The sequence below is a fragment of the Primorskyibacter flagellatus genome (assembly GCF_014638275.1).
Lineage (GTDB): Bacteria > Pseudomonadota > Alphaproteobacteria > Rhodobacterales > Rhodobacteraceae > Pseudooceanicola > Pseudooceanicola flagellatus_A.
On record NZ_BMFJ01000001.1, the window covers coordinates 933,820 to 958,722 of the forward strand.

The 24,903-nt window shown below is 66.1% G+C and carries 24 protein-coding genes; 14 read left to right on the forward strand and 10 right to left on the reverse strand.

Translation table 11 applies throughout. The annotated features are described in order from the left end of the window. The first annotated feature begins 166 nt into the window (after positions 1–166). From ccmA to IEV87_RS04620, 5 genes are read left to right on the forward strand one after another with little or no spacing between them, the layout of a single operon-like run. Entirely contained in the window at positions 167–784 is a 618-nt protein-coding gene (ccmA, locus tag IEV87_RS04600; protein WP_188476490.1) for a heme ABC exporter ATP-binding protein CcmA, read from the forward strand. Continuing rightward, positions 781–1,437: a heme exporter protein CcmB gene (ccmB, locus tag IEV87_RS04605; RefSeq protein WP_188476491.1), complete on the forward strand. Its 657-nt coding sequence runs from the start codon at positions 781–783 to the stop codon at positions 1,435–1,437. Before ccmA ends, ccmB begins: the two co-directional genes overlap by 4 nt. Positions 1,438–1,479: 42 nt before the next feature. Continuing rightward, positions 1,480–2,211, forward strand: coding sequence for a heme ABC transporter permease (locus tag IEV87_RS04610; RefSeq protein ID WP_188476492.1), 732 nt, complete (start codon positions 1,480–1,482; stop codon positions 2,209–2,211). Next, positions 2,208–2,369 (forward strand): heme exporter protein CcmD, encoded by a 162-nt coding sequence (gene ccmD / locus IEV87_RS04615; RefSeq protein WP_188476493.1) that lies wholly within the window; start codon positions 2,208–2,210, stop codon positions 2,367–2,369. Before IEV87_RS04610 ends, ccmD begins: the two co-directional genes overlap by 4 nt. After that, a complete protein-coding gene (locus tag IEV87_RS04620) occupies positions 2,356–2,892 on the forward strand; it encodes a DsbE family thiol:disulfide interchange protein (RefSeq protein WP_188476494.1) in 537 nt (178 codons plus the stop codon). Before ccmD ends, IEV87_RS04620 begins: the two co-directional genes overlap by 14 nt. A gap of 181 nt (positions 2,893–3,073) precedes the next feature. Here the strand turns inward: IEV87_RS04620 and acnA are convergent, their stop codons facing one another. Next, positions 3,074–5,848, reverse strand: a complete 2,775-nt coding sequence (gene acnA / locus IEV87_RS04625) for an aconitate hydratase AcnA (protein ID WP_188476495.1) — start codon at positions 5,846–5,848, stop codon at positions 3,074–3,076. Positions 5,849–6,076: 228 nt separating this feature from the next. On the opposite strand from acnA, the gene IEV87_RS04630 reads away from it, so the two are divergent. Next, complete coding sequence (locus tag IEV87_RS04630; protein WP_229737422.1) at positions 6,077–6,790, forward strand: DUF1223 domain-containing protein; 714 nt, start codon at positions 6,077–6,079, stop codon at positions 6,788–6,790. Here the strand turns inward: IEV87_RS04630 and IEV87_RS04635 are convergent. The 5 genes from IEV87_RS04635 to purB form a co-directional block, all read right to left on the reverse strand. After that, positions 6,787–7,695, reverse strand: a complete 909-nt coding sequence (locus IEV87_RS04635; RefSeq protein ID WP_188476496.1) for a lysophospholipid acyltransferase family protein — start codon at positions 7,693–7,695, stop codon at positions 6,787–6,789. The genes IEV87_RS04630 and IEV87_RS04635 overlap by 4 nt on opposite strands. A gap of 12 nt (positions 7,696–7,707) precedes the next feature. Continuing rightward, complete coding sequence (locus IEV87_RS04640) at positions 7,708–8,607, reverse strand: DMT family transporter (protein ID WP_188476497.1); 900 nt, start codon at positions 8,605–8,607, stop codon at positions 7,708–7,710. Between the two features lie 136 nt (positions 8,608–8,743). Beyond that, positions 8,744–9,796: a flagellar motor switch protein FliG gene (locus tag IEV87_RS04645; protein ID WP_188476498.1), complete on the reverse strand. Its 1,053-nt coding sequence runs from the start codon at positions 9,794–9,796 to the stop codon at positions 8,744–8,746. 78 nt (positions 9,797–9,874) lie between these two features. Continuing rightward, a complete protein-coding gene (locus tag IEV87_RS04650) occupies positions 9,875–10,030 on the reverse strand; it encodes a hypothetical protein (protein WP_188476499.1) in 156 nt (51 codons plus the stop codon). An 84-nt stretch (positions 10,031–10,114) separates the two neighbouring features. Then, the gene (purB, locus tag IEV87_RS04655; protein WP_188476500.1) at positions 10,115–11,422 is read right to left on the reverse strand and encodes an adenylosuccinate lyase; all 1,308 of its coding nucleotides are present in this window, start codon (positions 11,420–11,422) and stop codon (positions 10,115–10,117) included. A 100-nt stretch (positions 11,423–11,522) separates the two neighbouring features. On the opposite strand from purB, the gene IEV87_RS04660 reads away from it, so the two are divergent. The 3 genes from IEV87_RS04660 (at position 11,523) to IEV87_RS04670 (ending at position 14,138) form a co-directional block, all read left to right on the forward strand. Next, positions 11,523–11,930, forward strand: a complete 408-nt coding sequence (locus IEV87_RS04660) for a DUF6314 family protein (protein ID WP_188476501.1) — start codon at positions 11,523–11,525, stop codon at positions 11,928–11,930. A 151-nt stretch (positions 11,931–12,081) separates the two neighbouring features. Next, positions 12,082–12,687, forward strand: a complete 606-nt coding sequence (locus IEV87_RS04665) for a biotin transporter BioY (protein ID WP_188476502.1) — start codon at positions 12,082–12,084, stop codon at positions 12,685–12,687. 398 nt (positions 12,688–13,085) lie between these two features. Beyond that, the gene (locus IEV87_RS04670) at positions 13,086–14,138 is read left to right on the forward strand and encodes a class I SAM-dependent methyltransferase (RefSeq protein ID WP_188476503.1); all 1,053 of its coding nucleotides are present in this window, start codon (positions 13,086–13,088) and stop codon (positions 14,136–14,138) included. A gap of 83 nt (positions 14,139–14,221) precedes the next feature. On the opposite strand, the gene IEV87_RS04675 is transcribed toward IEV87_RS04670, so the two are convergent. The 4 genes from IEV87_RS04675 to IEV87_RS04690 are packed head-to-tail and all read right to left on the reverse strand — an operon-like array spanning position 14,222 to position 18,244. Then, a complete protein-coding gene (locus IEV87_RS04675) occupies positions 14,222–15,544 on the reverse strand; it encodes an HlyC/CorC family transporter (RefSeq protein WP_188476504.1) in 1,323 nt (440 codons plus the stop codon). Between the two features lie 60 nt (positions 15,545–15,604). Beyond that, the gene (locus IEV87_RS04680; protein WP_188476505.1) at positions 15,605–16,531 is read right to left on the reverse strand and encodes a site-specific tyrosine recombinase XerD; all 927 of its coding nucleotides are present in this window, start codon (positions 16,529–16,531) and stop codon (positions 15,605–15,607) included. Beyond that, complete coding sequence (locus IEV87_RS04685; RefSeq protein ID WP_229737424.1) at positions 16,528–18,060, reverse strand: hypothetical protein; 1,533 nt, start codon at positions 18,058–18,060, stop codon at positions 16,528–16,530. The genes IEV87_RS04680 and IEV87_RS04685 overlap by 4 nt, the downstream gene beginning before the upstream one ends. Positions 18,061–18,094: 34 nt before the next feature. Further along, positions 18,095–18,244 carry a hypothetical protein gene (locus tag IEV87_RS04690; protein WP_188476506.1) on the reverse strand — a complete coding sequence of 50 codons (150 nt, stop codon included), beginning with the start codon at positions 18,242–18,244 and terminating at the stop codon, positions 18,095–18,097. Between the two features lie 130 nt (positions 18,245–18,374). Here IEV87_RS04690 and IEV87_RS04695 point away from each other — a divergent pair, with 130 nt between their 5' ends. From IEV87_RS04695 to IEV87_RS04715, 5 genes are all read left to right on the forward strand, one after another. Beyond that, complete coding sequence (locus tag IEV87_RS04695) at positions 18,375–18,920, forward strand: shikimate kinase (protein ID WP_188476507.1); 546 nt, start codon at positions 18,375–18,377, stop codon at positions 18,918–18,920. Continuing rightward, complete coding sequence (gene aroB, locus IEV87_RS04700; protein ID WP_188476508.1) at positions 18,917–20,023, forward strand: 3-dehydroquinate synthase; 1,107 nt, start codon at positions 18,917–18,919, stop codon at positions 20,021–20,023. The genes IEV87_RS04695 and aroB overlap by 4 nt, the downstream gene beginning before the upstream one ends. Before the next feature lie 358 nt (positions 20,024–20,381). Further along, positions 20,382–22,028 carry a BCCT family transporter gene (locus tag IEV87_RS04705; protein ID WP_188476509.1) on the forward strand — a complete coding sequence of 549 codons (1,647 nt, stop codon included), beginning with the start codon at positions 20,382–20,384 and terminating at the stop codon, positions 22,026–22,028. Positions 22,029–22,166: 138 nt separating this feature from the next. Then, on the forward strand, positions 22,167–23,573 hold the full coding sequence (locus tag IEV87_RS04710; RefSeq protein WP_188476510.1) for a cryptochrome/photolyase family protein: 1,407 nt from the start codon (positions 22,167–22,169) through the stop codon (positions 23,571–23,573). A gap of 92 nt (positions 23,574–23,665) precedes the next feature. Further along, the gene (locus tag IEV87_RS04715; protein WP_188476511.1) at positions 23,666–24,874 is read left to right on the forward strand and encodes an SAM-dependent methyltransferase; all 1,209 of its coding nucleotides are present in this window, start codon (positions 23,666–23,668) and stop codon (positions 24,872–24,874) included. Positions 24,875–24,903 lie beyond the last annotated feature (29 nt).

Genomic DNA, 24,903 nt, shown 5'->3' on the forward strand with positions numbered 1-24,903 from the left:
TATGGGCGCGACCACGGGATTGCAAGCCTGCGCGGGCGCTCGCGATGCGTCAATTGTCGCAGGGTGCGCTGCCCCCGTCCTGCGGACTCCCCCTGGATATTTCGGGCAAGATGAAGAAGGTAGCTTGGCGCTTTGCGGTCCGCCGGAAATCGGCTAGTGGCAGGGCATGAGTTTGAAGATCGTGGATCTCGGGGTGGCGCGAGGGGGCGTGCCGGTGCTGGAAGGCGTCAATTTCGCCGTCGCACCGGGCGAGGCCGTCGTGCTGACCGGGCCGAACGGGGTGGGCAAGACCACACTGCTGCGGACCATCGCGGGGCTGCAGCCGCCCTATGACGGCAAGATCGTCGTGCCGGACGTGGAGGCGATGACCTATGCGGGTCATGCCGACGGGATCAAGGCGGCGCTGAGCGTGGCAGAGAACCTCATGTTCTGGGCGCGGGTTCACGGGCAGCGAGACATTTCCGGAACGCTTGAGGATTTCGCCCTGACGGACCTCGCCTCGCGGCCCGCGGGGCAGTTGTCGGCCGGGCAGAAGCGGCGGCTCGGCCTGGCGCGGCTGCGGGTGACGGGGCGGACGATCTGGCTGCTGGACGAGCCGACGGTGTCGCTAGACAAGGGTTCGGTCGATCTGTTCGGGCAGGTGGTGCGTCGGCATCTCGCCGGGGGCGGTCTGGCGGTGATCGCGTCGCATATCGACATGGGGCTGGATGTGCGGGTCATCGACCTGACGCCCTACCGGGCAAGGGCCAAGGTGGCGCGCGGCTATGACGAGGTGTTTCTGTGACGGCCCTTCTGATCCGGGACCTGAGGCTTGCGGTCAGGGCCGGGGGCGGCTTCGGTCTCGGCCTCGCGTTCTTCCTGATCGTCGTGGTGCTGGTGCCCTTTGCCGTCGGTCCGGCCATGGGTCTGCTGGAGCGGATCGCGCCCGGTGTGCTCTGGATCGGGGCGCTGCTCGCCTGCCTGCTCTCGCTTGACCGGATCTTCGCGCTGGACCGGGAGGACGGGTCGCTCGACCTGCTCGCCGTGTCGCCGCTGCCGCTGGAGGGGGTGGTCGCGGTCAAGGCCCTCGCGCACTGGCTGACGACCGGGCTGCCGCTGGTCGCCGTCGCGCCGGTGCTTGGTCTGCTGCTGTCGCTGCCCGGCAAGGGGGTGATCTGGCTGGTGGTGTCGCTGCTGGCCGGGACGCCGGCGCTGTCGGTGATCGGGACCTTCGGGGCGGCGCTGACCGTGGGGCTGAAGCGGGGCGGGCTGCTCCTGTCGCTGCTGGTGCTGCCGCTTTACGTGCCCACGCTGATCTTCGGGGCCGAGGTGGCGCGGGCCGGGGCCACGGGGCTGGATACCGCGACGCCGCTGGTGCTGCTGGCAGCGGTGACCTGCGTCGCCGTGGCACTGTTGCCCTTTGCCTCCGCTGCGGTTCTAAGAATGAACCTGCGGTAATGTGACTTGGCCCGCCGGGGCCGGAGCGGGTAGGGGAAACGCATGGGGTCGTTCTGGGAATATGCCAATCCGAAGCGGTTCACGCAGGTCGTGGACCGAGTTCTGCCCGCCGTGTCGGGGCTGGCGGTGGCGGCGCTGGTGGCGGGGCTGATCTGGGGCTTCTTCTTCACGCCGGACGATTACCGGCAGGGGTCGACGGTGAAGATCATCTACCTGCATGTGCCTTCGGCCCTGCTGGCGATCAATGCCTGGCTGATGATGCTGGTTGCTTCCCTTGTCTGGCTGGTGCGGCGGCATCATGTGTCGGCTCTTGCGGCGCGGGCTGCGGCGCCGGTCGGGGCCGTCATGACGGTGATCGCGCTGCTGACCGGGGCGATCTGGGGCCAGCCGATGTGGGGGACGTGGTGGGCCTGGGACCCGCGGCTGACGTCGTTCCTGATCCTGTTCCTGTTCTACCTCGGCTACATAGCGCTCTGGTCGGCGGTCGAGAATGACGATACCGCGGCGGACCTGACCTCGGTGCTCTGCATCGTGGGGTCGGTCTTTGCGATCCTGTCGCGCTATGCGGTCAACTTCTGGAACCAGGGACTGCACCAGGGCGCATCCCTGTCCATGGACAAAGAGGAGAACGTGGCCGACGTCTTTTACATCCCGCTTCTGGTCTGCATCGCGGGTTTCGTGCTGCTTTTCATCGCGCTGGTACTGCTGCGCACGCGGACGGAGATCCGGGCGCGGCGCACGCGGGCGCTGCTGGCACGGGAGGTCACCGCATGATGCCGGACCTCGGGAAATACGCCGCGACGGTGCTGAGCGCCTATGGCGGGGCACTGGCGCTGCTGGTCGCGCTCGTGGTCGCGAGCCTCTGGCGGTCGGCGCGGGTGGCACGGACCCTGCGCGAGGTGGAGGAACGGGTGCGTCATGGCCGGGATTAAGCCGCTGATGCTGCTGCCGCCGGCGATCTTCGCCGGTCTTGCAGCCGCCTTCCTGATCGGGCTGGGGCGGGAGGATCCGGATCAGCTGCCCTCCGCCCTTGCCGGGAAGCAGGCGCCTGCCGTGGTGCTGGACCCGCTCGGCGGGCTGCCGGGGTTCGATGATGCGACCCTGCGGGATGGCAAGGTCAAGCTGGTGAATTTCTGGGCCAGCTGGTGTGCACCCTGCCGGGTCGAACATCCGACGCTGACCGAACTGGCGGAACAGGGGATCACCGTGCTCGGGGTGAATTACAAGGACGATCCGGGCAAGGCCATGGGGTTCCTTGAGGAACTGGGCAACCCCTATGCCGGTGTCGGCGCGGACCCGCAGGGGCGGATGGCACTGAACTGGGGGCTCTACGGCGTGCCGGAGACCTACGTGATCGACGGCGAGGGGCGGATCGTGCTGCGCTTTGCCGGTCCGGTCACGCAGCGGGTCATGGCAGAGCAGATCGGCCCGGCGCTGGATAAAGCGGCGCAGTAGCAGGGGGTGCTGCCCCCGTCCTGCGGACTCCCCCGGGATATTTCGGGCAAGATGAAAGCCTGACTTCAACCCTCTTTGGTTTGGACAAATATCCTGGGGGAGCCCAGAGGGCGGGGGCAAAGCCCCAAAATGAAAAAGGCCGGTCACGAAGACCGGCCTTTCGGGTTTCTGTCTGACGCGATCAGCTTGCCTTGGCCAGGTCCCGCAGCACGTAATGCAGCACGCCGCCATGTTCGATGTATTCGATCTCGATCGCCGTATCGATCCGGCATTTAATCTGGATCTCCTTCACCGAGCCGTCGCCGTAGGTGATCGTGCACGGCACGGTCTGGAGCGGCTTGATCGTGTCGAGGCCGGAGATGGAGACGGTTTCGTCGCCCTTCAGGCCAAGCGTCTTGCGGGTGTCGCCTCCGGTAAATTCGAAGGGGATGACGCCCATGCCGACGAGGTTGGAGCGGTGGATACGCTCGAAGTTCTCCGCGATGACCGCCTTCACGCCAAGCAGCGCCGTACCCTTGGCCGCCCAGTCGCGCGAGGACCCCGCGCCGTACTGTTCGCCGCCGAAGATCACCAGCGGGGTGCCGGCGGCCTCATAGGCCATGGCGGCGTCGTAGATGGAGGTCTGCTGGCCGTCAGGGCCGAGGGTGTAGCCGCCCTCCACGCCGTCCAGCATCTCGTTCTTGATGCGGATGTTGGCGAAGGTGCCGCGCATCATGACCTCGTGGTTGCCGCGGCGAGACCCGTAGGAGTTGAACTCCCGCACCGGAACCTGATGGTCGAGCAGGTACTTGCCCGCCGGGGTGGTGTCCTTGAACGAGCCGGCCGGAGAGATATGGTCGGTCGTCACCATGTCGCCGAGGATGGCGAGCACCTTGGCGCCCTCGATGTTCGAAATCGTGCCGGGTGTCTTGGACATGCCCTGGAAGTAGGGCGGGTTCTGCACGTAGGTCGACGTCGCCGGCCAGTTGTAGGTTTCGCTGTCCGTCGTGTCGACGGCCTGCCACTTCTCGTCGCCCTTGAAGACGTCGGCGTATTTGGACTGGAAGGCCTCGCGCGTCACGGTCTTCTCGACGAGGTCGGCGATTTCCTTCTGCGACGGCCAGATGTCCTTGAGATAGACGTCGTTGCCGTCCTTGTCCTGACCGATCACGCCGTTCGCCAGATCGACGTTCATGTCGCCGACCAGCGCATAGGCCACGACCAGCGGCGGGGAGGCGAGGTAGTTCGCGCGCACGTCGGGGCTGATCCGGCCTTCGAAGTTGCGGTTGCCCGACAGGACTGCGGTCGCGACCAGGTCGTAGTCGTTGATCGCCTTGGAGATCGGGGCGTCCAGCGGGCCGGAGTTGCCGATGCAGGTGGTGCAGCCGTAACCGACGAGGTTGAAGCCGATGGCATCGAGGTCTTCCTGAAGGCCGGCGGCCTCCAGATAGGCCGACACGACCTGAGAGCCCGGAGCGAGGGAGGTCTTCACCCAGGGCTTGCGGTTCAGGCCAAGCGCGCGGGCCTTCCGCGCCACGAGACCGGCGCCGATCATCACGTAGGGGTTCGACGTGTTGGTGCAGGAGGTGATGGAGGCGATCACGATGGAGCCGTCATGCAGCTGGTGCGCCCCGTCGGTGGTCTTGTACCAGCCCTTGGAGTGATGGCCCTCGTCGCCCGGTATCTCGCGCGGTTCGGGGGCGCCGCCTTCGCCTTCCCAACGGACCTCCTCTTTCACCGATGCATCTTTTCCGGCGCGCAGGCCCTTGATGTATTTGCTGAATTCAGTGGATGCCTTGTCCAGCGCGATGTAGTCCTGCGGGCGCTTCGGGCCCGAGATCGCCGGAACGATGGTGCCCATGTCGAGCTCCAGCGTATCGGTGTAGATCGGCGCATAGTCCGCCGTCCGCCACATGCCGTTTTCCTTGGCATAGGCTTCGACCAGGGCGATGGTGTCCTCGTCGCGGCCGGAGTTGCGCAGGTAGCGCAGGGTTTCGCCGTCGATCGGGAAGAAGCCGCAGGTGGCGCCATATTCGGGGGCCATGTTGGCAATGGTGGCGCGGTCGGCCAGCGGCAGGGTGTCGAGCCCGTCGCCGTAGAATTCGACGAACTTGTTCACCACGCCCTTGGCGCGGAGCATTTCCACGACCTTGAGCACGAGGTCGGTGCCGGTGGTGCCTTCGATCATCTTGCCGGTGAGCTTGAAGCCGATGACCTCGGGGATCAGCATGGAGATGGGCTGACCGAGCATGGCGGCCTCTGCCTCGATCCCGCCGACGCCCCAGCCGAGGACGGCGAGGCCGTTCACCATGGTGGTGTGGCTGTCGGTGCCGACGAGCGTGTCGGGATAGGCGACCATCTCACCGTTCTGGTCGGTGTCGGACCAGACGGCCTTTGCCAGATACTCCAGGTTCACCTGGTGGCAGATGCCGGTGCCCGGGGGCACGACGCGGAAGTTTTCGAACGCGCCCTGACCCCACTTGAGGAACTGGTACCGCTCCATGTTCCGTTCATATTCGCGGTCCACGTTCATCTGAAAGGCGCGGGGGTTGCCGAATTCGTCGATCATGACGGAGTGGTCGATGACGAGGTCGACGGGGTTCAGCGGGTTGATCTTCTGGACGTCGCCGCCCAACCCCTTGATGCCGTCACGCATCGCGGCCAAGTCGACAACGGCGGGAACGCCGGTGAAGTCCTGCATCAGCACGCGGGCCGGGCGATAGGCGATTTCGTTCGGGTTCTTGCCGCCGTTCTTGCCCCAGGCGGAGAAGGCCTTGATGTCGTCGACCGAGACCGTCTTGCCGTCCTCGAAACGCAGCATGTTTTCCAGCACCACCTTGAGCGCGGCGGGCAGATTGGCGAATTCGCCCAGTCCTGCGGCCTCGGCGGCGGGAATGGAGTAGTAGGCAAAGGTCTTGGACCCGACCTTGAGCGACTTGCGCGTCTTGGCGGTATCCTGTCCGACGACGATGGGCATGGATGGCTCCCTTCCGGTGAGATGAGGGTCGTAGCTGGCCTGCTTCTGCCCGATTGCGGGGCGTCAATCAAGAGGGTGCGGCGGGTTTTGTGTACGATAGTATACAGAATGTGATCGGGTCACGGCTGTGGCGCCGGTGCCCGTTGACGGACAATCTCGAAACCTTGATTGGTTGTTTCAGTCACCTCTGTCTAGGTAAGGTGCAGGGACACGGACAAAGGGGCGAGGATGTTCGCACGCGTCGGCATTGCCGCACTGATTTCGCTGGTTTTTCTGGGCGGGCCGGGGATGGCCCAAACCTCTCGGGAAACGCCGGTCGTGGTAGAGCTGTTCACTTCCCAGGGCTGTTCCTCCTGCCCGCCGGCGGATGCGTTCCTTGGCCTGCTTGCGCCGCGCGACGACGTGATCGCACTGGGCCTGCATGTCGATTACTGGGACTACATCGGCTGGAAGGATGTCTTCGGGTCGCCCGTTAATTCATCGCGCCAGAAGGCCTACGCCAAGGCGGCGGGGCGGCGGTCGGTCTACACGCCGCAGATGATCGTGCAGGGTGAGGCCGACGTCGTCGGCAATCACCCGATGGATGTCACCGACCTGATTGCCGAATACCGCGAACGCCCGCAGCGCGTGTCGCTGGCCATCCGGCGCGGCGAGGGGTCCGTGCTGCATATCGAGGCGCGGGCTGTCGCGTCGGTGACCCGGCCGATGGTGGTTCAGGTCGTGCGCTATCAGCCGGAAACGCAGGTGGAGATCACGCGCGGTGAGAACGCGGGGCACAAGCTGGCCTATTCCAACGTGGTGACGGAATGGAAGGTCGTCGGTGAATGGACCCCGCCCGCGCCCTATGACGCGGAAGTGCCGATTGAGGGTGACCGACCCGTCGTCGTGCTGATCCAGCAGCGCGGGCCAGGTCCGATTGAGGCGGCGGCGCGGCTGCGCTAGGTCTCGGCCTCGGACCTGCCATCTTCGCCTTTCCAGCGGCGGTGCAGCCAGAGCCATTGTTCAGGGTGCCCGCGCACCATCGCTTCGAGTGAATCGTTGAGAGCCTGTCCCATCTCCTCGGGCGTGGTGTGGGGGATCGGGGCTTCGAAGACCAGCCGGAAGGACAGGCCGTCGGGCTGGCGGATGCCATAGCAGGGCACGATCAGCGCGTCGTATTTCAACGCGATCTCCGGTACCGACAGGGCCGTGAAGGCGCGCTGCCCGAAGAAGGTAAGCGGGGCGCCGTGGCCGAAGTGCTGATCGCTGAGCATGGCCATGACATTGCCGTCGCGCACGAATTTCATCATCTCCGCCAGCCCGCGCCGCCCGCGTTCGAAGACGGGCAGAGAGGTGCGTGCGATGGCCCGCACGTAATGGCGGTTGAAGTAGACGTTGTTCAGTGGCCGGTAGAGCCCGCCGACCTGACCGTATCGCATCGCCACAAAGGCGCGGACCGCATCGTAATTGCCGAAATGACCCGAGATCAGGAAGACGGGGCGGCCCTTGGCCTGCGCCTCTTCGATGGCGGGCCAGCCGGGGCCTTCGGGGGGGGTGTCGCGCAGGCGGGGTTTCAGGTCCTCGATCGAATAGATCTCGATCAGCGTGCGGGCGGCATTGTCGGGAACCTGACGCACCAGCCGCTCCACCTCGGATCGGGGCAGGTCGGGCCAGGCGTGGGCCAGGTTGTCGCGGATGCGTTTGGGCCAGCCCGCCAGCGGGGCGACCAGCCGCGACGCCATCCAGCCGATCAGCGGCACGCGCATCCTGTAGGGCAGGGAAAGCGCAAGGCGCACCATGCCCCCCAGCACCAGATTGAGGAGATACTGGCCGGTGCGGGTGGCCGGGGGCAGTTCCTTTGGCTCCATCGACGGGTCCGGTCAGAGAGTGTCCGGCGCCTTTGCCCCGGCGAGGGCCGGCGCGGCGCGGGTTTCGCGGTGCCAGACATAAAGCCCCGCGCCGACGACGACAACCGCGCCGGTCACGGTCCAGATGTCGGGAAACTCACCAAAGATCACGGCGCCCCAGAGCACCGCGAAAATCAGGCCGACATAGCCGAAGGGCGCAAGCATGGCCGCTTCCCCGGCGGCGAAGGCCCGGATGAACAGCAGTTGTCCGGTGGTGCCCACACAGGCCAGCACGATCATCAGCAGGGCGGTCACGGGATCGGGGGTCTGCCAGTGGAACGCCGCCACGCCGGTCATGACGAGAGAGCCGAACATCGCGGCGTAGAGGAGAGAGGTCCAGGGATCCTCCCGATGACCGACGAAGCGGGTGGCGAGGGAGTAGGAGGTGTAGAATATCGCCGCGCCAAGGGGGAAGATCGCGGCCCAGGAAAAGACGCCCATGCCGGGGCGGATGATGATCATCGCGCCGATCAGGGCGATGCCGATGGCGATGATCCGTCGGGGGCCAAGGGATTCGCCAAGGAACAGGGCCGCGCCAAGTGTGATAAGCACCGGATTGATGTCCATGATCGCCGTCATCTCGGCCAGGCCCATATGGCTGAGACCGAAGAAGAACGACGTAGTGGCGCAGAGCAGGAAGACGGAGCGGAGCAGCTGGAGCTTGGGGTAATGGGTGCGCGACACCTTTTTCAAGCGCGGCGCGACGAGGATCAGCACCAGCACCATCTGCCCGATGTAACGCGCCCAGAGCGCCATGACCGGGCTGGAGCGCAGCCCGACCGCCTTGGCCAGCGCGTCCATGGAGGAAAAACAGAAGATCGCGCCGACCATGAGCAGGATCGCGCGGTTCTTGGGGCTGAGGCGGGACCACATGGTTCAGGATCCCTTCGGTGGCGTCTGGTGTATCATCGCGCCAGCAATATGGGCCGGCCGGAGGGGTGTCCAGTCGCAGACCATGCAGGGACGGGGTTGGGGTCTTGCCGCGTTCCTGCGCGGGGAAGGGCGCGCGCTAGTCCTCCTCCTCTCCGGCGATGAGCAACAGTTCGCCGGAGGCTTCGAGTTCCCGTACGGCTGAGACGATGGCGGACATGGCGGTTTCGGCGTCCTTGGGTTTGACCTTGCCGGCGTCCTTCACCTCTTCCCGCAGGGCATCGGCCATGCGCCCGGACATGTTGTCCAGCACGTATTCGGCGGCGCGCGTGAGTTCGGGCGTGGTGGCCCCGGCGATGGCCGTCACCAGATCCGCCTGGTCGATCCCGCGGATCACCTTGGGGATGTCGCGCGGCGCGATGCGGTCGGGGAAGTTGGCGAAGGTGAAGATCGACCGGCGCACATCCTCCGCGAAGACGCGGTCGGCTTCGTCGAGGCCGGTCAGCACGTCTTCGCGCGCCGCGGCGGTCGAGAAGTTGAGGATTGCGCCGACCCGTTCCGCCGGCCCCTTGTCGAAGACCGACTCCGGCACGCCGTCCAGCTGCGCGGCCAGCGACAGGCCGATGCGGTCCAGCGCGTCCTGCGTGACGGCAGAGGTCTGGCTGACCGCATAGGCGATGCGCCGCGCCCTTTCGCCGGGCAGCAGGCCAAGCAGTTCCGCCGCCTTGGAAATATCCAGCTTGGACAAGATGATCGCCGCGACCTCCGTGCTTTCGGATTCGATGACGGGGACCAGTTTGCGCGGGTCGAGCTGGCGCAGCCGTTCCCAGGGGTCGCCGGTGTGGCGCACCCCGGCCTCCTTTCGCAGGCGTGCGGCGGTGTGCGGGCTGATCCGCCCGTCCAGCACCGACAGCGCCCCGGCCACGCCACGCGGAAAGGTCAGACCGACGGATTCGAGATCACCGGCGAATTCCTCCACCACCTCGTTCAGCTGGTCGCGGGTGATCGGGCGCATCGCGCCGAGGATGCGGGTCAGGTCGGCCTGCAGATCCTCGGGCAGGTCCTGAAGCGGCATGTCCGCCCCCTGGGACAGCGCCAGCCGGATGATGATCGCCGCCTTCTGGCGGCGGGTCAGAGCGGCACCGCCCCGCGCGGGTGGCGCGAGCTGTGCCAGCGGTGTGAGATTGCCCATGTCCTGCCCGGTCTACCTGTCCGACTCGGGGTCAGGATAGACGGTCAGGGGTGAACGAATCCTGAAGCCGGGTGAGGCTCAGCTGGACACGACCTGTTCGCAGGCCTTGGTTTCGTCGTTCCACATGGTGCCGGCCGCGCAGTTCTGGGCCTGATGCTTTTCGGCACAGGAGGACTGGGCAGCGGCGAAGGTCGGCAGGGTCAGCAGGGCAGTCAGAAGTAGCGTCCGGGTCATGGCGGTCTCCTTGTGCGACAGGGTCACGATAGCACGCGAGCCCGCGCCGACAAAGCGCGCCGTTCCGGTCGGGCGATGCGCCGCTCAGTCCTCGTGAAAGACCCGCGCGAAGATCGTGTCGACATGCTTGGTGTGATAGCCGAGGTCGAACTTCTCGTTGATCTCGTCCTCCGACAGGGCCTTGCGAACCTCTTCGTCGGCCAGCAGTTCCTCACGGAAGTCGGTGCGATGGTCCCAGACCTTCATGGCGTTGCGCTGGACGAGGCGATAGGCATCCTCGCGCGACACGCCGGCCTGCGTCAGCGCCAGCAGCACGCGCTGCGACATCACCAGACCGGGGAACTTGTTCATGTTGTCCAGCATGTTCTGCGGATAAACGAGCAGGTTCTCGATCACCCCGGTCAGGCGGGCCAGCGCGAAGTCCAGCGTGATCGTCGCATCGGGGCCGATATTACGCTCGACCGAGGAGTGGGAGATGTCGCGTTCGTGCCAGAGCGCCACGTTCTCCAGCGCCGGGATTGCCATCGAACGGACCATGCGGGCGAGGCCGGTGAGGTTCTCGGTCAGCACCGGGTTCTTCTTGTGCGGCATGGCCGAAGAGCCCTTCTGGCCCATGGAGAAGAACTCGGCCGCCTCCAGCACCTCGGTGCGCTGCATGTGGCGGATCTCGATGGCGATATTCTCGATGGACGACGCGATGACGGCCAGCGTGCAGAAGAAGGCGGCGTGGCGGTCGCGCGGGATCACCTGGGTCGAGATCGGCTCCGGTACCAGCCCCATCTTGTCGCAGACATGTTCTTCCACGCCCGGGTCGATATTAGCGAAGGTGCCGACCGCGCCAGAGATCGCACCGGTGGCGATTTCGGCGCGGGCATCGCGCATGCGGGACAGGTTGCGGTCCATCTCCCCGTAGAACCGCGCGAAGGTCAGGCCCATGGTCGTCGGTTCGGCATGGATGCCGTGGGACCGGCCGATGCGCACGGTGTCCTTGTGCTCATAGGCGCGTTTCTTCAGCGCGGCCAGCAGCGCCTGCAGGTCGGCGATCAGGATATCGGCGGCGCGGGTCAGCTGCACGTTGAAGCATGTGTCCAGCACGTCCGAGGAGGTCATGCCCTGATGTACGAACCGCGCCTCCTCCGACCCGACGTGTTCTGCGAGGTGGGTGAGGAAGGCGATGACATCGTGCTTGGTCTCCCGCTCGATCTCGTCGATGCGGGCGATGTCGAACTCCACATCCTTGGCTTTCCACACCGCGTCGGCATTTTCGCGCGGGATCACGCCGAGGTCGGCCATGGCGTCGCAGGCATGGGCCTCGATCTCGAACCAGATGCGGAAGCGGGTTTCCGGCGACCAGATGGCAACCATGTCGGGGCGGGAATAGCGTGGGATCATCCGGAGCTCCTGTCGAAGGGTTGCCCGCGTCTTAGCGCCGGGGCATCAGGGGGACAAGTGGAGGCAGGGGCGGCGCGGTGCCGCGCCGGGGGAGCATGCGATGCAACTGGGCGATTTCGAGGGGCGCTGGCGGATGAGCCGGGTGGTGCATCACCACGGCGGACCGGACGCGCGGTTCGACGGGATCGCCACCTTTGATCGCGACGCCGAGGGGCTGGTGCTGACGGAGGAAGGGGAGCTGCGCCTGCCCGGTCAGGTGCCGATGCGGGCGACGCGCCGATATCTCTGGCGGCAGGAAGGTGCGCATATCGCGGTGTTCTTCGATGACGGACGGGCCTTTCACCACATCGGGGCGGAGCCGTCCGGGGTGGAAGCAGAGCATCACTGCGACCCCGATCTCTACCGCGTGCGTTATGATTTCGGTGACTGGCCGCTCTGGCGGGCGGAGTGGCGGGTGACCGGTCCGAGGAAGGATTACCGCATGGTCACGGAGTACCGGCCCGCCTGAACCGGGGCAGTTTGCAGATTTGCGGTTTTGCTGCATCAAGGGTCGCGGTGTTTGCAACTTCCTGAGCCCCGGTCACGCGGAGCCGCTTGCGCTAGGGCGCCGCACGGGGGTATCACGTTGAAAAGCAATCGAGGGAAGCGGAGGAATTCACATGTCCCAGACGATGACAGCCCGTGTGCTGACGGATGCCGTCGGCCCGACCACAGGGGCCGCGCTGCGCCTGAAACAGGCCGCACTCGTGATCGCGGGCGTCGCCCTGCTGGCGATCTGCGCAAAGATCAAAGTGCCGGTTCCGGGTTCTCCGGTCGCCGTCGGCATGGGGACCTTCGCTGTCCTGACGATCGGCGCGGCCTACGGCGCGCGGCTCGGTCTGGTGACCATCGTCGGCTACATGCTGATCGGGATGCTGGGCTTCGACATCTTCCAGTCGTCGACCAACGAACTGAACGGCGTGGCCTACATGATGGGCGGCACCGGCGGCTATCTGGTCGGCTACGTGCTGGCGACGGTGCTTCTCGGCTGGCTGGCGCAGCGGGGCTGGGACCGGTCGGTGGTCTGGATGGCGCTGGCGATGCTGCTTGGCAACGTTCTGATGTACGTCCCGGGTCTGGCGTGGCTCGGCATGCTCTATGGCTGGGACAAGCCGATCCTGGAATGGGGTCTCACCCCGTTCATCGTCGGCGACCTGCTGAAACTCGCGCTGGCGGCACTGATCCTGCCCGCCGCGTGGAAACTCGTCGGCCGCGCCCGCGGCTGACGGCTCCGGTCCGTATGAAAAGCAAGGCGCGTCCCTCACCGGGCGCGCCTTTGTCATTGGTGCACCGGGGCTTTGCTCCGGACCCCATGATATTTCGCAGGCCACAGAGACCCGAAGGGGTTCGGTCCTGCCGGAGCGAAAGTACTCGCAGCGGTACTTTCCTGCCGATCGGAAGGGCAAGGAGGCTGGCCTGCAGCCGAATTGTGGTTTATCGGGTCTGAAGTTCGGTAAATCTCGGGCGGTGTTTTGGATTTCAGACAGACATTCCTGATGACTGGTTACGAGTCCGGTCCCGGTTTGCGACGGCGCAGCGGTGCGCCGGTCAGACGCCTGTCGCAGCAGCGGACGACGTCTGCACGCGCCGAACCCGCCTCCCTCCCGCAGACGAAGGCCCTGCCATGAAGACCAAGATCCTTTACGAAGCCCAGGGCCTGCCCGTTTTTCAGAACCGCATGTATGCCACGGCGGAAGAGGCGCTTTCCGCCCCGACCGGTGACATGCAACTGGTGCAGGATGGTACCACCGGGCTGGTGCACAATGCGGCCTTCGATCCATCCCTTGTTGTCTATGACGTGAATTACCAGAACGAGCAGGGGCATAGCCCGCGGTTCCGTGCGCATCTCGATACCGTGGCGGAGATCGTGGCCCGCGGGCTCGGGCAGGAGGGTCTGGTCGAGGTCGGTTGTGGCAAGGGGTTCTTCCTCGAGATGCTTGAGGAGGCCGGGATCGGGATCACCGGCTTCGATCCGGCCTATGAGGGTGAGAACCCGGCCATCCGCAAGGAATTCTTCGATGCGGATGCCGGACTGAGCGCCCGTGGCCTGATCCTGCGCCACGTGCTGGAACACATTCCCGATCCCGTTGCCTTCCTGATGGAACTGGCCCGCGCAAACGGTGGAACGGGACGGATCTATATCGAGGTTCCCTGCTTCGACTGGATCATCGAGCACCGCGCGTGGTTCGACATCTTCTATGAGCATGTAAACTATTTCCGCCTGTCCGATTTCGACCGGATTTTCGGGAATGTCGTCGAGAGCGGCCGTATCTTCGGCGGGCAGTACCTGTACGTCGTGGCCGAACTCGACAGTCTCCGGGTGCCATCGGGGGTGGATGCGGAACCGGCGGACCTGCCGGAGGATTTCCTGGAAACGCTGGAACGCGGCCGTTCGGGCGACAGCGCGACCGTGGTCTGGGGCGGCGCCAGCAAGGGCGTGATCTATTCCCTGCTGCGGGCGCGCCGGGGACAGCCTGTTCGTGCCGTCATCGACATCAACCCTGCCAAGCAGGGTCGCCATCTCGCCGGGACGGGGCTCAGGGTCTGTTCCCCGCAGGAGGTGCTGCCGGACCTGCCCGCCGGGAGCGCGATTGTCGTGATGAATTCCAACTACCTGCCCGAAATCCGTGCGGTCGCCGGGGACAGTTACACCTACCTCGGCATGGACCGCGACTGAATCGGTACACCCGGGCCTTCTTTGGTTTTGCAAATATCCCCGCCGGAGGCATCCGCCGCCTGACGTGCGCGCCGTCTCCGGGGTCAGGCGGCGATGAGCGGGCGGATTTTCAGCCGGGTGATGCGATTGTCCTTGCGTGCCAGCACTTCGAAGCGGAAGCCGTGGTATGAAAAGACCTGGCCGGTGCTCGGGATGGTCTGGGCCTCGTGGATGACCAGCCCCGCGATGGTGTTGGCCTCGTCGTCGGGCAGGGACCAGTCCATCGCGCGGTTGAGGTCGCGGATCGTCATGGCGCCGTCGACGATGTACTGGCCGTCCTCGGTGCGGCGGATGTCGTATTCGGCTGCAGGGTCGTGTTCGTCGGTGATCTCGCCGACGATCTCCTCAAGGATGTCCTCCAGCGTCAGCAGGCCGCGCAGGGCGCCGTATTCATCGACGATCAGCGCAAAATGGGTGCGCTGGCTGAGGAACTGGCGCATCTGTTCGTCCAGCGTCGTCGTCTCGGGCACGAAGTAGGGCTTCATCGCGACGTCGGTGATCTTGAAGTCCTTGAGCGTGTCGGCGAGCGGGCGGTTGGTTTCGGTCGACATCTTGTGCATCGCGCGCAGCAGGTCCTTGGCATGCACGACGCCGATGATGTTTTCCGGGTCTCCACGATAGACCGGCAGGCGGGTGTGGTTGGACTGGAGGCACTGGGCGAGGATGTCCTCGATCGGGGTGTCGGCGTCGATCATCTCGATCCGGCTGCGGTGGAGCATGATCTCCTCCACAAAGCGGTCGGAGAGGTCGAGCGCGCCGAGGATGCGGTCGCGGTCCTCCTTTTCCACCACGCCCTCGGAATGGCCGAGGTGCAGGGCGCCGACGATCTCCTCGCGCACGGCAAGGATATGGCTGTCGGGGTCCGTGCGCACGCCGAAGACCCGGAGCACGGCGCGCACCAAGAGCCGGATGGCGCTGACCAGGGGGGCCAGGAGGGTGACGATGACCCGGATCGGGGTGGAGACACGCGCGGCGGCGGTTTCGGGATTGGTGATGGCGTAGGTCTTGGGCAGCACCTCGGCGAAGATCAGCACGAGCGCGGTCATCACCAGCGTCGCCAGCGCCACGCCGCCGTCACCGAAGACGCGGGTAAACAGCGCCGTGGCGAGCGAGGTGGCAAGGATGTTGACGAGGTTGTTGCCAAGCAGCACGGAGCCGATCAGCTTTTCGTTGTCCTCGGTGATTTCCAGCGCCAGCTGCGCGCCCTTGGAGCCCTTGTCAGCCTGGCTGCGCAGCTTCCCGCGCGAAGCGGCGGTCAGCGCGGTCTCGGACCCCGAGAAGAAGGCGGAGAACAGCAGCAGCACGACGATGCCGCCGCAGGTCAGCCAGAATGCGGTGTCAAATTGGGAAATTGTCGTCTGGTCCATCATGCCCCCGGTCACTGCCCTGCGTTATGGGGTGTGTCGGGGCGCGGTTCAAGATGGCGCTCAGCCGTCCTTGTTCAGCGGGTGATGGGTTTCCACAAGTTCCCGCAGGCGGTGTTCCAGGACATGGGTGTAGATCTCGGTCGTGGCCAGATCGGCGTGGCCGAGGAGGGTCTGGATGGCACGCAGGTCGGCGCCATTTTCCAGCAGGTGCGTGGCGAAGGCATGGCGCAGCGTGTGCGGTGTGACCTTGGAGGGCGTGACGCCTGCTGACAGGGCGATTTCCTTGATCAGGATGTAGAAGCGGTGGCGGGTCAGGTGCCCTTCGGCGGAGGGCGAGGCAAAGAGGAAACGCGACGGCGTGGCCCCGCGTGGACGTGCGTCTTCCTGCGCCTCGCGTTCCGCCAGCCAGAGCGCGAGCGCCTCCCGCGCGGGCGGGGAAAGGGGGACCATGCGTTCCTTGCCGCCCTTGCCGCGCACCAGCAGCATCCGGGGATCGCCCTTCGCGGTGGCCATGGGCAGGGAGACGAGTTCGCTGACCCGCATGCCGGTGGCGTAGAGCAGTTCCATCAGGCAGGTGTTGCGCAGGCGGTCGGTTTCGGTCCGGCCCTGCTGGCGGGCGGCGTCGAGCAGGGCGGAGACCTCCTCCGTGCTCAGTGTCTTTGGCAGGCGCTTGGTCCGCCCGGGGCCGCGGATTTCGATGGCGGGGTTGTCCGTGCGCCAGCCTTCCTCGAAGGCAAAACGGTAGAGCTGGCGGATGGCGGACAGGCGGCGGGCGCGGGTCGCGCGGCTCAGCCCCTCGGCGTCGCAGGCGGTCAGGTAGGCCTCGACATCCGTGCGGGTGGCGGCATCGACGGCGATCTTTCGATGCGTCAGCCAGGAGGTGAAGTCCTTCAGGTCGCGCCCGTAGCCAAGCAGGGTATTGCGCGCGGCCCCGGCTTCGGCAGCCTGCGCTTCGAGGAAAGCGGAGATCCAGCTGTCGGGGGTCATCTCTGCCGCTCCAGGATCAGCAGTTGCAGGGCGGCGCGGCGGGCGGTGTCCTCGAGCCCGGTGGCGCGGAAGGTGGCGAGGGCGGGCACGATGTCCTTGGTCTCTCCGCCCGCTCCGCTGATGTAGAGCGCCATGGCCGAGAGGATCGCTTCACCGAGCTTGTTCTGGCCAAGGTCCAGCCGGATCACAGGGGGCAGCGTTTCGCCCGCGAAACCCCGCGCGATGGCGGCCGACAGCGCGTCGGGCGCGGGGACATCTCCTGGGGTGCCACGGGCGGTTGCGGCGAGGAATTTGCGGCGTGGCGTGGTGGCGGGCAGCCGGGCGGCGTGGGTTTCATAGTCGGGGGAGAGCATCGCGAGGTCGAAGGCGGCCTCCGCCGCCGCGCCGGTCAGGGGCAGGGCGGTGAGGTCCGACGCCCAGAGCCGGGAAAAGGGCAGTTCCAGACCGGCTTCACGGATCGCGGACCAGGCGGCGGGGAGGATTTCGTCTACTGTCTTCGCGTCCTTCTCCGCAAGGGCGCGGTCCATCTGCTGGATCGCCTCCACCCGGTCCCAGAGCCCGCCGGAGGCCGCCGGTTCGCGGTCGGTGTAGATACCGATCAGCCGGTTCTCTGCCAGCGCGCCGGTGCGGGCGAGACGTTCCGCCGCCTCGATCTCCGCCCGCCATCCGGACAGTCCGCGCAGGTCGGACATGGCATAGGCCAGCGGCAGGCCGGTGGCAGGGACGGGGGTGCCGATGGCCTCCGACAGGCGGAAAGCCAGCGGGGTCATTCGGGCGGGGGGCGGCAGGGGCGGCGTTTCCTCTGCCAGGTCGGGATCGAGGTAGAGCCGGAGCAGCGATTCCTCGGCCTGCGGCATCACGCCAAGCGCGGCGGCATTGGCGAAGGTCAGTTCGGCCAGCGGCCAGTCGCCCTGGCGCGCCCGGCAGAAGCTGAGCGCGGCCATGGAGGGGGCGATCGTCGGGCTGTCCTGCATGGCAGTGCAGGCGGCGTCCTCCTGTCCGGCAAGGAGGGACAGGTCGAACCAGCGGGAAAAGAGGTCGGGAGAACTGGTCGGTCCGGCGCGGTCGATCAGGGCCAGCGCGGGGTCAACCGCGCCAAGCGTGGTCAGCGCGTCGACACGGGCCAGCAGGAACGGCAGCGTGCCGGAGGGATCGGCGGGCGGTTCGGCCTCTGCCAGCAGGAGCGTGTAGAGCAGGGACTGCATCGCGGGCAACTGCGCCACGTCCAGTTCCTTGAGCCGGCGGGCAAGGGTCCCGGCGGCGGAGCCCTGCCAGAGGGTCGGAGGCAGCCCGGTGACGGAGCGGGGCAGCAGACCGACCGCCCCGACCTCGGGCGCGTCGAGCGGCCGCGTCGTGACCTCGGGCGTGACGATGGCGCTGGCGACCGGTGGTTCGGCGACGGGCGGCTGCGGGACGTCAGGCAGGGCAACGGGGTCGGTCCGCCCCGGCAGGCCCTGCCGCTGGTCCAGCCAGTCGATGGCGGAGATGGGTTGCTGCGCCAGGCCGGGCGCGGCGGGTACGGCAAGCACAAGCGCCGTCAGGCATAGGTGGATTGCTGCCGACCTACTCCGCATCCAGCACCACGGGTTTGCGAATCTCGACTTTGGGCGGGGTGAAATCGACACCGAAATAGGGGCCGACATAGGCATAGGCCGTCAACCCGATCGCGCCGAGAATGACGATGAAAATCAGCCACTTGAGAATTCGGAACATGTGTGAGCTGCCTCTTTCGCCCGGTCTTTTTCCCGCAATATAGCTGGCCTTTCGGCCAAGTTCACGTCATTCAGCGGGAAATCCGCGAATTTCGGCGGGCGCCCGGACGAGAGGCGGCAAGAGGGACGGTATGGGCTGGCGGCTGCACAAGACCATCGTGATGGTCGGGATGATGGGAGCAGGGAAGACGGCGGTCGGCCGGACGCTTGCCACGCTGCTTGGTGTGCCGTTCGTGGATTCCGACGAACAGATCGAGGAAGCCGCCGCCATGAGCATCGCGGAAATCTTCGCCCGTGACGGCGAGGCCTTCTTCCGAGCCCGTGAGGCGGAGGTGATCCGGCGGCTGCTGGAGGGGCGGCCCTGCGTGCTCTCGACCGGCGGGGGTGCCTTCATGTCGGAGCGGAACCGGAAGGTGATCTCGGACCGGGGCGTTTCGGTCTGGCTGAACGCGGATCTCGAAACCCTGTGGCAGCGCGTGCGGCACCGCGATTCCCGCCCTTTGCTGAAGACGGCCGATCCGCGCGGAACTCTGGCCGCGCTTTACGAGGCGCGGGTACCGTCCTATGCGCTGGCGGATGTGGAAGTCGCCTCAGTCCCCGGCCGGAGCCTTGCGGACATGGCGGATTTCGTGGCGGAAAAGGTGGCCGAGCGGCCCGACGTGCTGGAGAGAACATGACCGAGACCGTGCGTGTCGCGCTTGGAGCGCGCAGCTACGACATCCTGATCGGAGAAGGGCTGCTGACCGAGGCCGGGCGGCACATCGCGCCGTTGCTGGCCCGGCCGCGGGTTGCTGTCCTGACCGATGAAACCGTTGCGGCGGTGCATCTGGAGACGCTGCGGGCGGGGCTTGAGGCTTCGGGCATCGCCATGACCGCCCTGGCGCTGCCTGCCGGTGAGGCGACAAAGGGCTGGCCGCAGTTCTCGCGCGCCGTGGAGTGGCTGCTGGACCAGAAGGTCGAGCGCCGGGACGTGGTTGTCGCGCTCGGCGGCGGTGTGATCGGGGACCTTGCCGGGTTTGCTGCGGCGGTGCTGCGGCGGGGCGTGCGCTTCGTGCAGATCCCGACGACCCTGCTGGCGCAGGTGGACAGTTCCGTCGGTGGCAAGACCGGCATCAACGCGCCGCAGGGCAAGAACCTGATCGGGGCGTTCCACCAGCCCTCGCTCGTGCTGGCCGACACCGGCGTGCTGGCCACGCTGACGGAGCGTGATTTCCTGGCCGGTTACGGCGAGGTGGTGAAATACGGGCTGCTTGGCGATTCCGCCTTTTTCGACTGGCTCGAGAAGAACGCCCCGGCCATGGCGGCGGGGGACATGGCGGCGCGCATCCATGCCGTTCGGCGCTCCTGCGAGATGAAAGCGGAAATCGTCGCGCGGGATGAGACGGAGCAGGGCGACCGCGCGCTGCTGAACCTTGGCCACACCTTCTGTCATGCGCTGGAGTCGGCCACCGGCTATTCCGACCGACTGCTGCACGGGGAGGGCGTGGCGATCGGCTGTGCGCTCGCGTTCGAACTGTCGGCGCGGCTTGGCCTGTGCGCGCAGGAGGACCCGTCGCGCGTCCGGGCGCATCTGAAGGCCTTGGGAATGAAGACCGATCTGTCCGACATTCCGGGCGATCTGCCCCCGGCCGAGGTGCTCTACGACCTCATGGGGCAGGACAAGAAGGTGGTGGACGGCCGGATCCGGTTTGTCCTAGCGCGCGGGATCGGGTCCGCCTTCGTGTCGGAGGGGGTGGAACGGGACGTGGTGCTCTCCCTCCTGAATGACGCTTTGATTTAAACGTATTAATGTCAACGATTTGATCGGTTGAGTTGAAGTATTATCTCAGGCCGGCGCAGTTGGTCACGTTGGCGCGCCGCTGGCAGGTCGGGCCGGAAAGCGACGCCGGAAATGTCGCTTTTTTGCGCAGAATCGCCGCACAGACCTGTCGGTTTCGGCATTTTCCCGCTACCTTTGGGCGACGGGCCGCGCGGGCGTACCCCGCGTAGCCGTCCAATCGCCCGATCCAAGCATCCGGTCGCAGAACCGGGGCCGGGCGCAGCGAAACGAAGGGAAATCATATGTTTAGCAAGTTCTCGGCCAGATCTGGTCGGAATCCGGAGACACCGCCCGTCGCGGTGGAACGGGAGAAGACCTCATGAGCGATACAACCGGAGGTGATCAGGGCATTCCCGCGCCCGAGGGCGCATCACAGATCATCGAAACCGAATACGAGATCGGCCAGCACAACATCGACGGCAAGGTCGGGCCCTTCGGCTTTGACATTCACAACCCGGTCTTCCTGATCTCGGGCCTGTCGATCGTTGCCTTCGTCTTCTACACGCTCGCACTGCCGGATCAGGCGGGGGCGCTGTTCTCCTGGCTGTTTGGGGCCGTCACCAAGGGGTTCGACTGGTTCTTCCTGGGCGCGGCGAACATCTTCGTGCTGTTCTGCCTGCTGCTGATCGTGACGCCCGTCGGGTCCGTCCGGCTTGGCGGGGCGGAGGCGACGCCGGATTACGGCTATGTCGGCTGGTTCGCCATGCTCTTCGCCGCCGGTATGGGCATCGGGCTGATGTTCTTCGGCGTGCTCGAGCCGGTCTATCACATGGCGGTGTCCGAACCGCTCGGCGTGCCATCTCCCTTCGATGCAGACGGCAACCTGATCCCGGAAAACGTGGAGGCCGCCAAGCGCATGGGGCTTGCCGCGACGATCTTTCACTGGGGGCTGCACCCCTGGGCGATCTACGCGGTCGTGGCGCTGTCGCTGGCGCTGTTCACCTATAACAAGGGCCTGCCGCTGACGATCCGGTCCGCCTTCTACCCGATTCTCGGCGAACGTGTTTGGGGGTGGTGGGGCCATGTCATCGACATCCTCGCGGTCTTCGCGACGCTGTTCGGGCTGGCGACATCGCTCGGCTTCGGGGCGCAGCAGGCGAATGCGGGCCTCAACCACGTCTTCGGTGTGCCGATCACGCCCTCGGCGCAGGTGGTGTTGATCACGCTGATCACTGCCGTCGCCACGGTGTCGGTGCTGCGCGGGCTGGACGGCGGCGTGAAGCTGCTGTCCGAGGTGAACATGGGCCTGGCGGCGCTGCTGCTGGTCTTCGTTCTGCTGGCCGGGCCGACGCTGGTGATCCTGACGGACTTCGGCAAGGGGCTGGGCGCCTACCTGACCGAACTGGTGCCGCTGTCCATGCCCGTGGGGCGTGAGGACACCGGGTTCGTGCAGGGCTGGACCTCCTTCTACTGGGCCTGGTGGATTTCCTGGTCACCCTTCGTGGGCATGTTCATCGCGCGGGTGTCGCGGGGCCGGACCGTGCGCGAATTCGTGACCTGCGTGCTGATCATCCCGTCGCTGGTCTGCGTTCTCTGGATGGCCGTCTTTGGCGGTGTGGCGATCGACCAGGTTCTGAGCGATCCGGTTTCTTCGCCGGTCAAGGCGCAGGTGATCGACAGCTACAACCCGCCGCTGTCGCTGTTCGCGATGCTGGAGGGGCTGCCGCTGTCGGCGATCACCTCGGTCATCGGGATCGTGCTGGTGATCGTGTTCTTCGTGACGTCGTCGGATTCGGGGTCGCTGGTGATCGACACGATCACGGCGGGTGGCAAGGTCGACGCGCCTGTGCCGCAGCGGGTCTTCTGGTGCATCTTCGAGGGGGCGGTGGCCATCGTGCTGCTGTTGTCCGCCGGGGGGCTGGCATCGCTGCAGTCGATGGTCATCTCGACCGGACTGCCGTTCACGGTGGTGCTGCTGCTGATGTGCTGGGCGATCTGGAAGGGCCTGCGCGCGGAACGGCGGTAGCGCCGGGGGGGCGCTGCCCCTGTCCTTCGGACTCCCCCGGGATATTTCGGGGCAAGATGAAACAGGGGCCTTCGGGTCCCTGTTTTGCGTTGATCCGGGGTGCGGCGGGCTACGTATCCTTTGAAAGACGGAGTGTGCATGTCCCTGACGATCCTGTGGTTTCGCCGCGATCTGCGGCTGAGCGATCATCCCGCCCTGGTCGCGGCGGCCGGGCGCGGCGCGGTGCTGCCGGTGTTCATCCATGACGACAGCGTGGCCGGGCTCGGCGCGGCGGCGAAGTGGCGGCTTGGCGAGGGGCTGCGGGTGTTTGCGGCCGCTCTGGAAGCGGTCGGGTCGCGGCTGATCCTGCGGCGCGGACCGGCGCGCGAGGTGCTGGAGGAGCTGGTCCGGGAGAGCGGGGCGGATGCCGTCTACTGGTCACGGCTCTACGATCCGCAGGCGATCGAACGGGATACGCGCGTCAAGACGGCGCTGCGCGACGGCGGGGCCCAGGCGGAGAGTTTTGCCGGCCACCTGATTTTCGAGCCCTGGGAGGTGGAGACGCAGCAGGGCGGACCCTACAAGGTCTATTCCCCGTTCTGGCGGGCGGTGAAGGACCGGGAGGTCGATGACACGCTGGCCACTCCGAAGCTCAACGCGCCGTCGCGCTGGCCCGAGAGCGACCGGCTGGAGGACTGGGCACTTGGCGCGGCGATGCGGCGCGGGGCGGAGGTCCTGGCCGCGCATTGCAGTCCAGGCGAACAGGCGGCGCAGGCCCGGCTTGGCGGGTTCGCGGCCCACGGGCTGGACGCGTACAAGGAGCGCCGGGATTTCCCGGCGGAGGACGCCACCTCTGGCATGTCGGAATACCTGACCTATGGCGAAATCTCTCCGCGCGCGCTCTGGCATACCGCGCTGCGCGGGGAGGCGTCGGGCAAGGCGGGGGCGGAGCATTTCCGCAAGGAGGTGGTCTGGCGCGAGTTCGCCTATCACCTGATGTATCACACGCCGCGTCTGCTGGACGGCAACTGGCGCGAGGAATGGGACGGCTTCGGGTGGAAGGATGCGCGGGGCGGCGCGGTCCGGCGCTGGCGGCAGGGGCGGACGGGCGTGCCCTTTGTCGATGCGGCCCTGCGCGAAATGTACGTGACCGGGCGGATGCACAACCGGGCGCGGATGATCGTGGCTTCCTACCTGACCAAGCACATGCTGGTGGACTGGCGGGTCGGCTGCGACTGGTTCGCGGACTGCCTGACAGACTGGGACCCGGCGTCGAATGCCATGGGCTGGCAGTGGGTGGCGGGCAGCGGCCCGGATGCGGCGCCCTATTTCCGCGTCTTCAACCCCGGAACACAGGCGGAGAAGTTCGACCCCGACGGCAGCTATCGCCGTCGCTGGATCGCGGAGGGAGAGGCACGGCCGACGAAGACGGCGCTCAGCTATTTCGATGCGGTTCCGGAAAGCTGGGGCCTGACGCCCGACGATGTCTACCCGGAGCCGGTGGTCGGCCTGTCCGAGGGGCGGGAAGCGGCGCTGAAGGCCTATGAGACGTTCAAGGCGGAGTGACGAGGCGACGTGTGTCAAGAAACTGTTAAGCTTTTTCTTGCCGGACCGTCGGTTCGGGTTAGAATTTCCGTGTCAGCATCGGAGGTGCGGCCATGATCCTCACGGACACCAAGGGGGAGCAGGGGCTTCCCAGATACTTCGCGCAGGTCTTTGCCATGGCGTCGGAGATGCCGGTCGGGCGGCTGGACTTTCATCTGCCGGACGGGCGGGTGTTCCGGGCAGAGGGCGCGCGGCCCGGTCCGGTGGCGGAGCTGCATGTCCACAACCCGGACACCTTCGCGCGGCTGATCCGCGAGGGTGACCTCGGGTTCTGCGATGCCTACCTGGAAAGCTGGTGGAGTTCCCCGGACTTGCAGGCCTTTCTTGATCTTCTGCATGCGGGCAACGACGAGCTTTACGACGGCTTCCCCGGCATGGGGCTTGTCCGTGCCTATGAGAAGCTCAGGCACTGGATGAACTCCAACACGCGCAAGCAGGCCAAGAAGAACATCTCCTACCACTATGATCTGGGGAACGATTTCTACGGCAAGTGGCTGGATGACACGATGACCTATTCCTCCGCCCTGTTCCGGTCGGGACAGGAGAGCCTGGAGGCGGCGCAGACGGCCAAATACGCCAGCATGGTTGACCAGATGGGTGTCCAGCCGGGGGATCATGTGCTCGAAATCGGCTGTGGCTGGGGCGGGTTCGCGGAATATGCTGCCAGGGAGCGGGGGCTGAGGGTCACCGGTCTGACGATTTCAAGGGAACAGCTGAACTACGCGCGGGAACGGATTGAGAAGGCAGGACTTTCCGACCTTGTTGATCTGAAGCTTCAGGACTATCGCGACGAACGCGGGCATTACGACGGGATCGCCAGTATCGAGATGTTCGAAGCGGTCGGCGAAAAGTACTGGCCGGTCTATTTCGACGCAGTGCGCGAACGGCTGCGTCCCGGACGTTCGGCCACGCTCCAGATCATCACCATTCAGGACCGGAGATGGGAGATCTATCGGAGTGGCGTTGATTTCATTCAGAAATACATTTTCCCGGGCGGCATGCTGCCCAGCCCCTCCGCGCTGCGGGCAGAGGTGGAGAAGGCGGGATTGCAGGTGATGAAGTCGATCGAGTTCGGGCCCAGCTACAGCCTGACCCTGCGGCGCTGGCACGAGACCTTCAACCGCAAATGGGACGAGATCGCCGACATGGGGTTTGACGACAGGTTCCGCCGGATGTGGAATTTCTACCTCACCTCTTGCGCGGCGGCCTTCGAGGGCGGTAATTGTGATGTCACGCAAATAACAATAACCCGGCCTGCCTGAGCCGTCTGTCGAGCAGCGGCACCAGGCAT

Excerpts from the sequence above, each read along its gene's own strand:
- ccmA (WP_188476490.1), top strand. The coding sequence starts at position 167 with ATGAGTTTGAAGATCGTGGATCTCGGGGTGGCGCGAGGGGGCGTGCCG.
- IEV87_RS04610 (WP_188476492.1), top strand. The coding sequence starts at position 1,480 with ATGGGGTCGTTCTGGGAATATGCCAATCCGAAGCGGTTCACGCAGGTC.
- ccmD (WP_188476493.1), top strand. The coding sequence starts at position 2,208 with ATGATGCCGGACCTCGGGAAATACGCCGCGACGGTGCTGAGCGCCTAT.
- IEV87_RS04620 (WP_188476494.1), top strand. The coding sequence starts at position 2,356 with ATGGCCGGGATTAAGCCGCTGATGCTGCTGCCGCCGGCGATCTTCGCC.
- acnA (WP_188476495.1), bottom strand. The coding sequence starts at position 5,848 with ATGCCCATCGTCGTCGGACAGGATACCGCCAAGACGCGCAAGTCGCTC.
- IEV87_RS04630 (WP_229737422.1), top strand. The coding sequence starts at position 6,077 with ATGTTCGCACGCGTCGGCATTGCCGCACTGATTTCGCTGGTTTTTCTG.
- IEV87_RS04635 (WP_188476496.1), bottom strand. The coding sequence starts at position 7,695 with ATGGAGCCAAAGGAACTGCCCCCGGCCACCCGCACCGGCCAGTATCTC.
- IEV87_RS04640 (WP_188476497.1), bottom strand. The coding sequence starts at position 8,607 with ATGTGGTCCCGCCTCAGCCCCAAGAACCGCGCGATCCTGCTCATGGTC.
- IEV87_RS04645 (WP_188476498.1), bottom strand. The coding sequence starts at position 9,796 with ATGGGCAATCTCACACCGCTGGCACAGCTCGCGCCACCCGCGCGGGGC.
- IEV87_RS04650 (WP_188476499.1), bottom strand. The coding sequence starts at position 10,030 with ATGACCCGGACGCTACTTCTGACTGCCCTGCTGACCCTGCCGACCTTC.
- purB (WP_188476500.1), bottom strand. The coding sequence starts at position 11,422 with ATGATCCCACGCTATTCCCGCCCCGACATGGTTGCCATCTGGTCGCCG.
- IEV87_RS04660 (WP_188476501.1), top strand. The coding sequence starts at position 11,523 with ATGCAACTGGGCGATTTCGAGGGGCGCTGGCGGATGAGCCGGGTGGTG.
- IEV87_RS04665 (WP_188476502.1), top strand. The coding sequence starts at position 12,082 with ATGTCCCAGACGATGACAGCCCGTGTGCTGACGGATGCCGTCGGCCCG.
- IEV87_RS04670 (WP_188476503.1), top strand. The coding sequence starts at position 13,086 with ATGAAGACCAAGATCCTTTACGAAGCCCAGGGCCTGCCCGTTTTTCAG.
- IEV87_RS04675 (WP_188476504.1), bottom strand. The coding sequence starts at position 15,544 with ATGGACCAGACGACAATTTCCCAATTTGACACCGCATTCTGGCTGACC.
- IEV87_RS04680 (WP_188476505.1), bottom strand. The coding sequence starts at position 16,531 with ATGACCCCCGACAGCTGGATCTCCGCTTTCCTCGAAGCGCAGGCTGCC.
- IEV87_RS04690 (WP_188476506.1), bottom strand. The coding sequence starts at position 18,244 with ATGTTCCGAATTCTCAAGTGGCTGATTTTCATCGTCATTCTCGGCGCG.
- IEV87_RS04695 (WP_188476507.1), top strand. The coding sequence starts at position 18,375 with ATGGGCTGGCGGCTGCACAAGACCATCGTGATGGTCGGGATGATGGGA.
- aroB (WP_188476508.1), top strand. The coding sequence starts at position 18,917 with ATGACCGAGACCGTGCGTGTCGCGCTTGGAGCGCGCAGCTACGACATC.
- IEV87_RS04705 (WP_188476509.1), top strand. The coding sequence starts at position 20,382 with ATGAGCGATACAACCGGAGGTGATCAGGGCATTCCCGCGCCCGAGGGC.
- IEV87_RS04710 (WP_188476510.1), top strand. The coding sequence starts at position 22,167 with ATGTCCCTGACGATCCTGTGGTTTCGCCGCGATCTGCGGCTGAGCGAT.
- IEV87_RS04715 (WP_188476511.1), top strand. The coding sequence starts at position 23,666 with ATGATCCTCACGGACACCAAGGGGGAGCAGGGGCTTCCCAGATACTTC.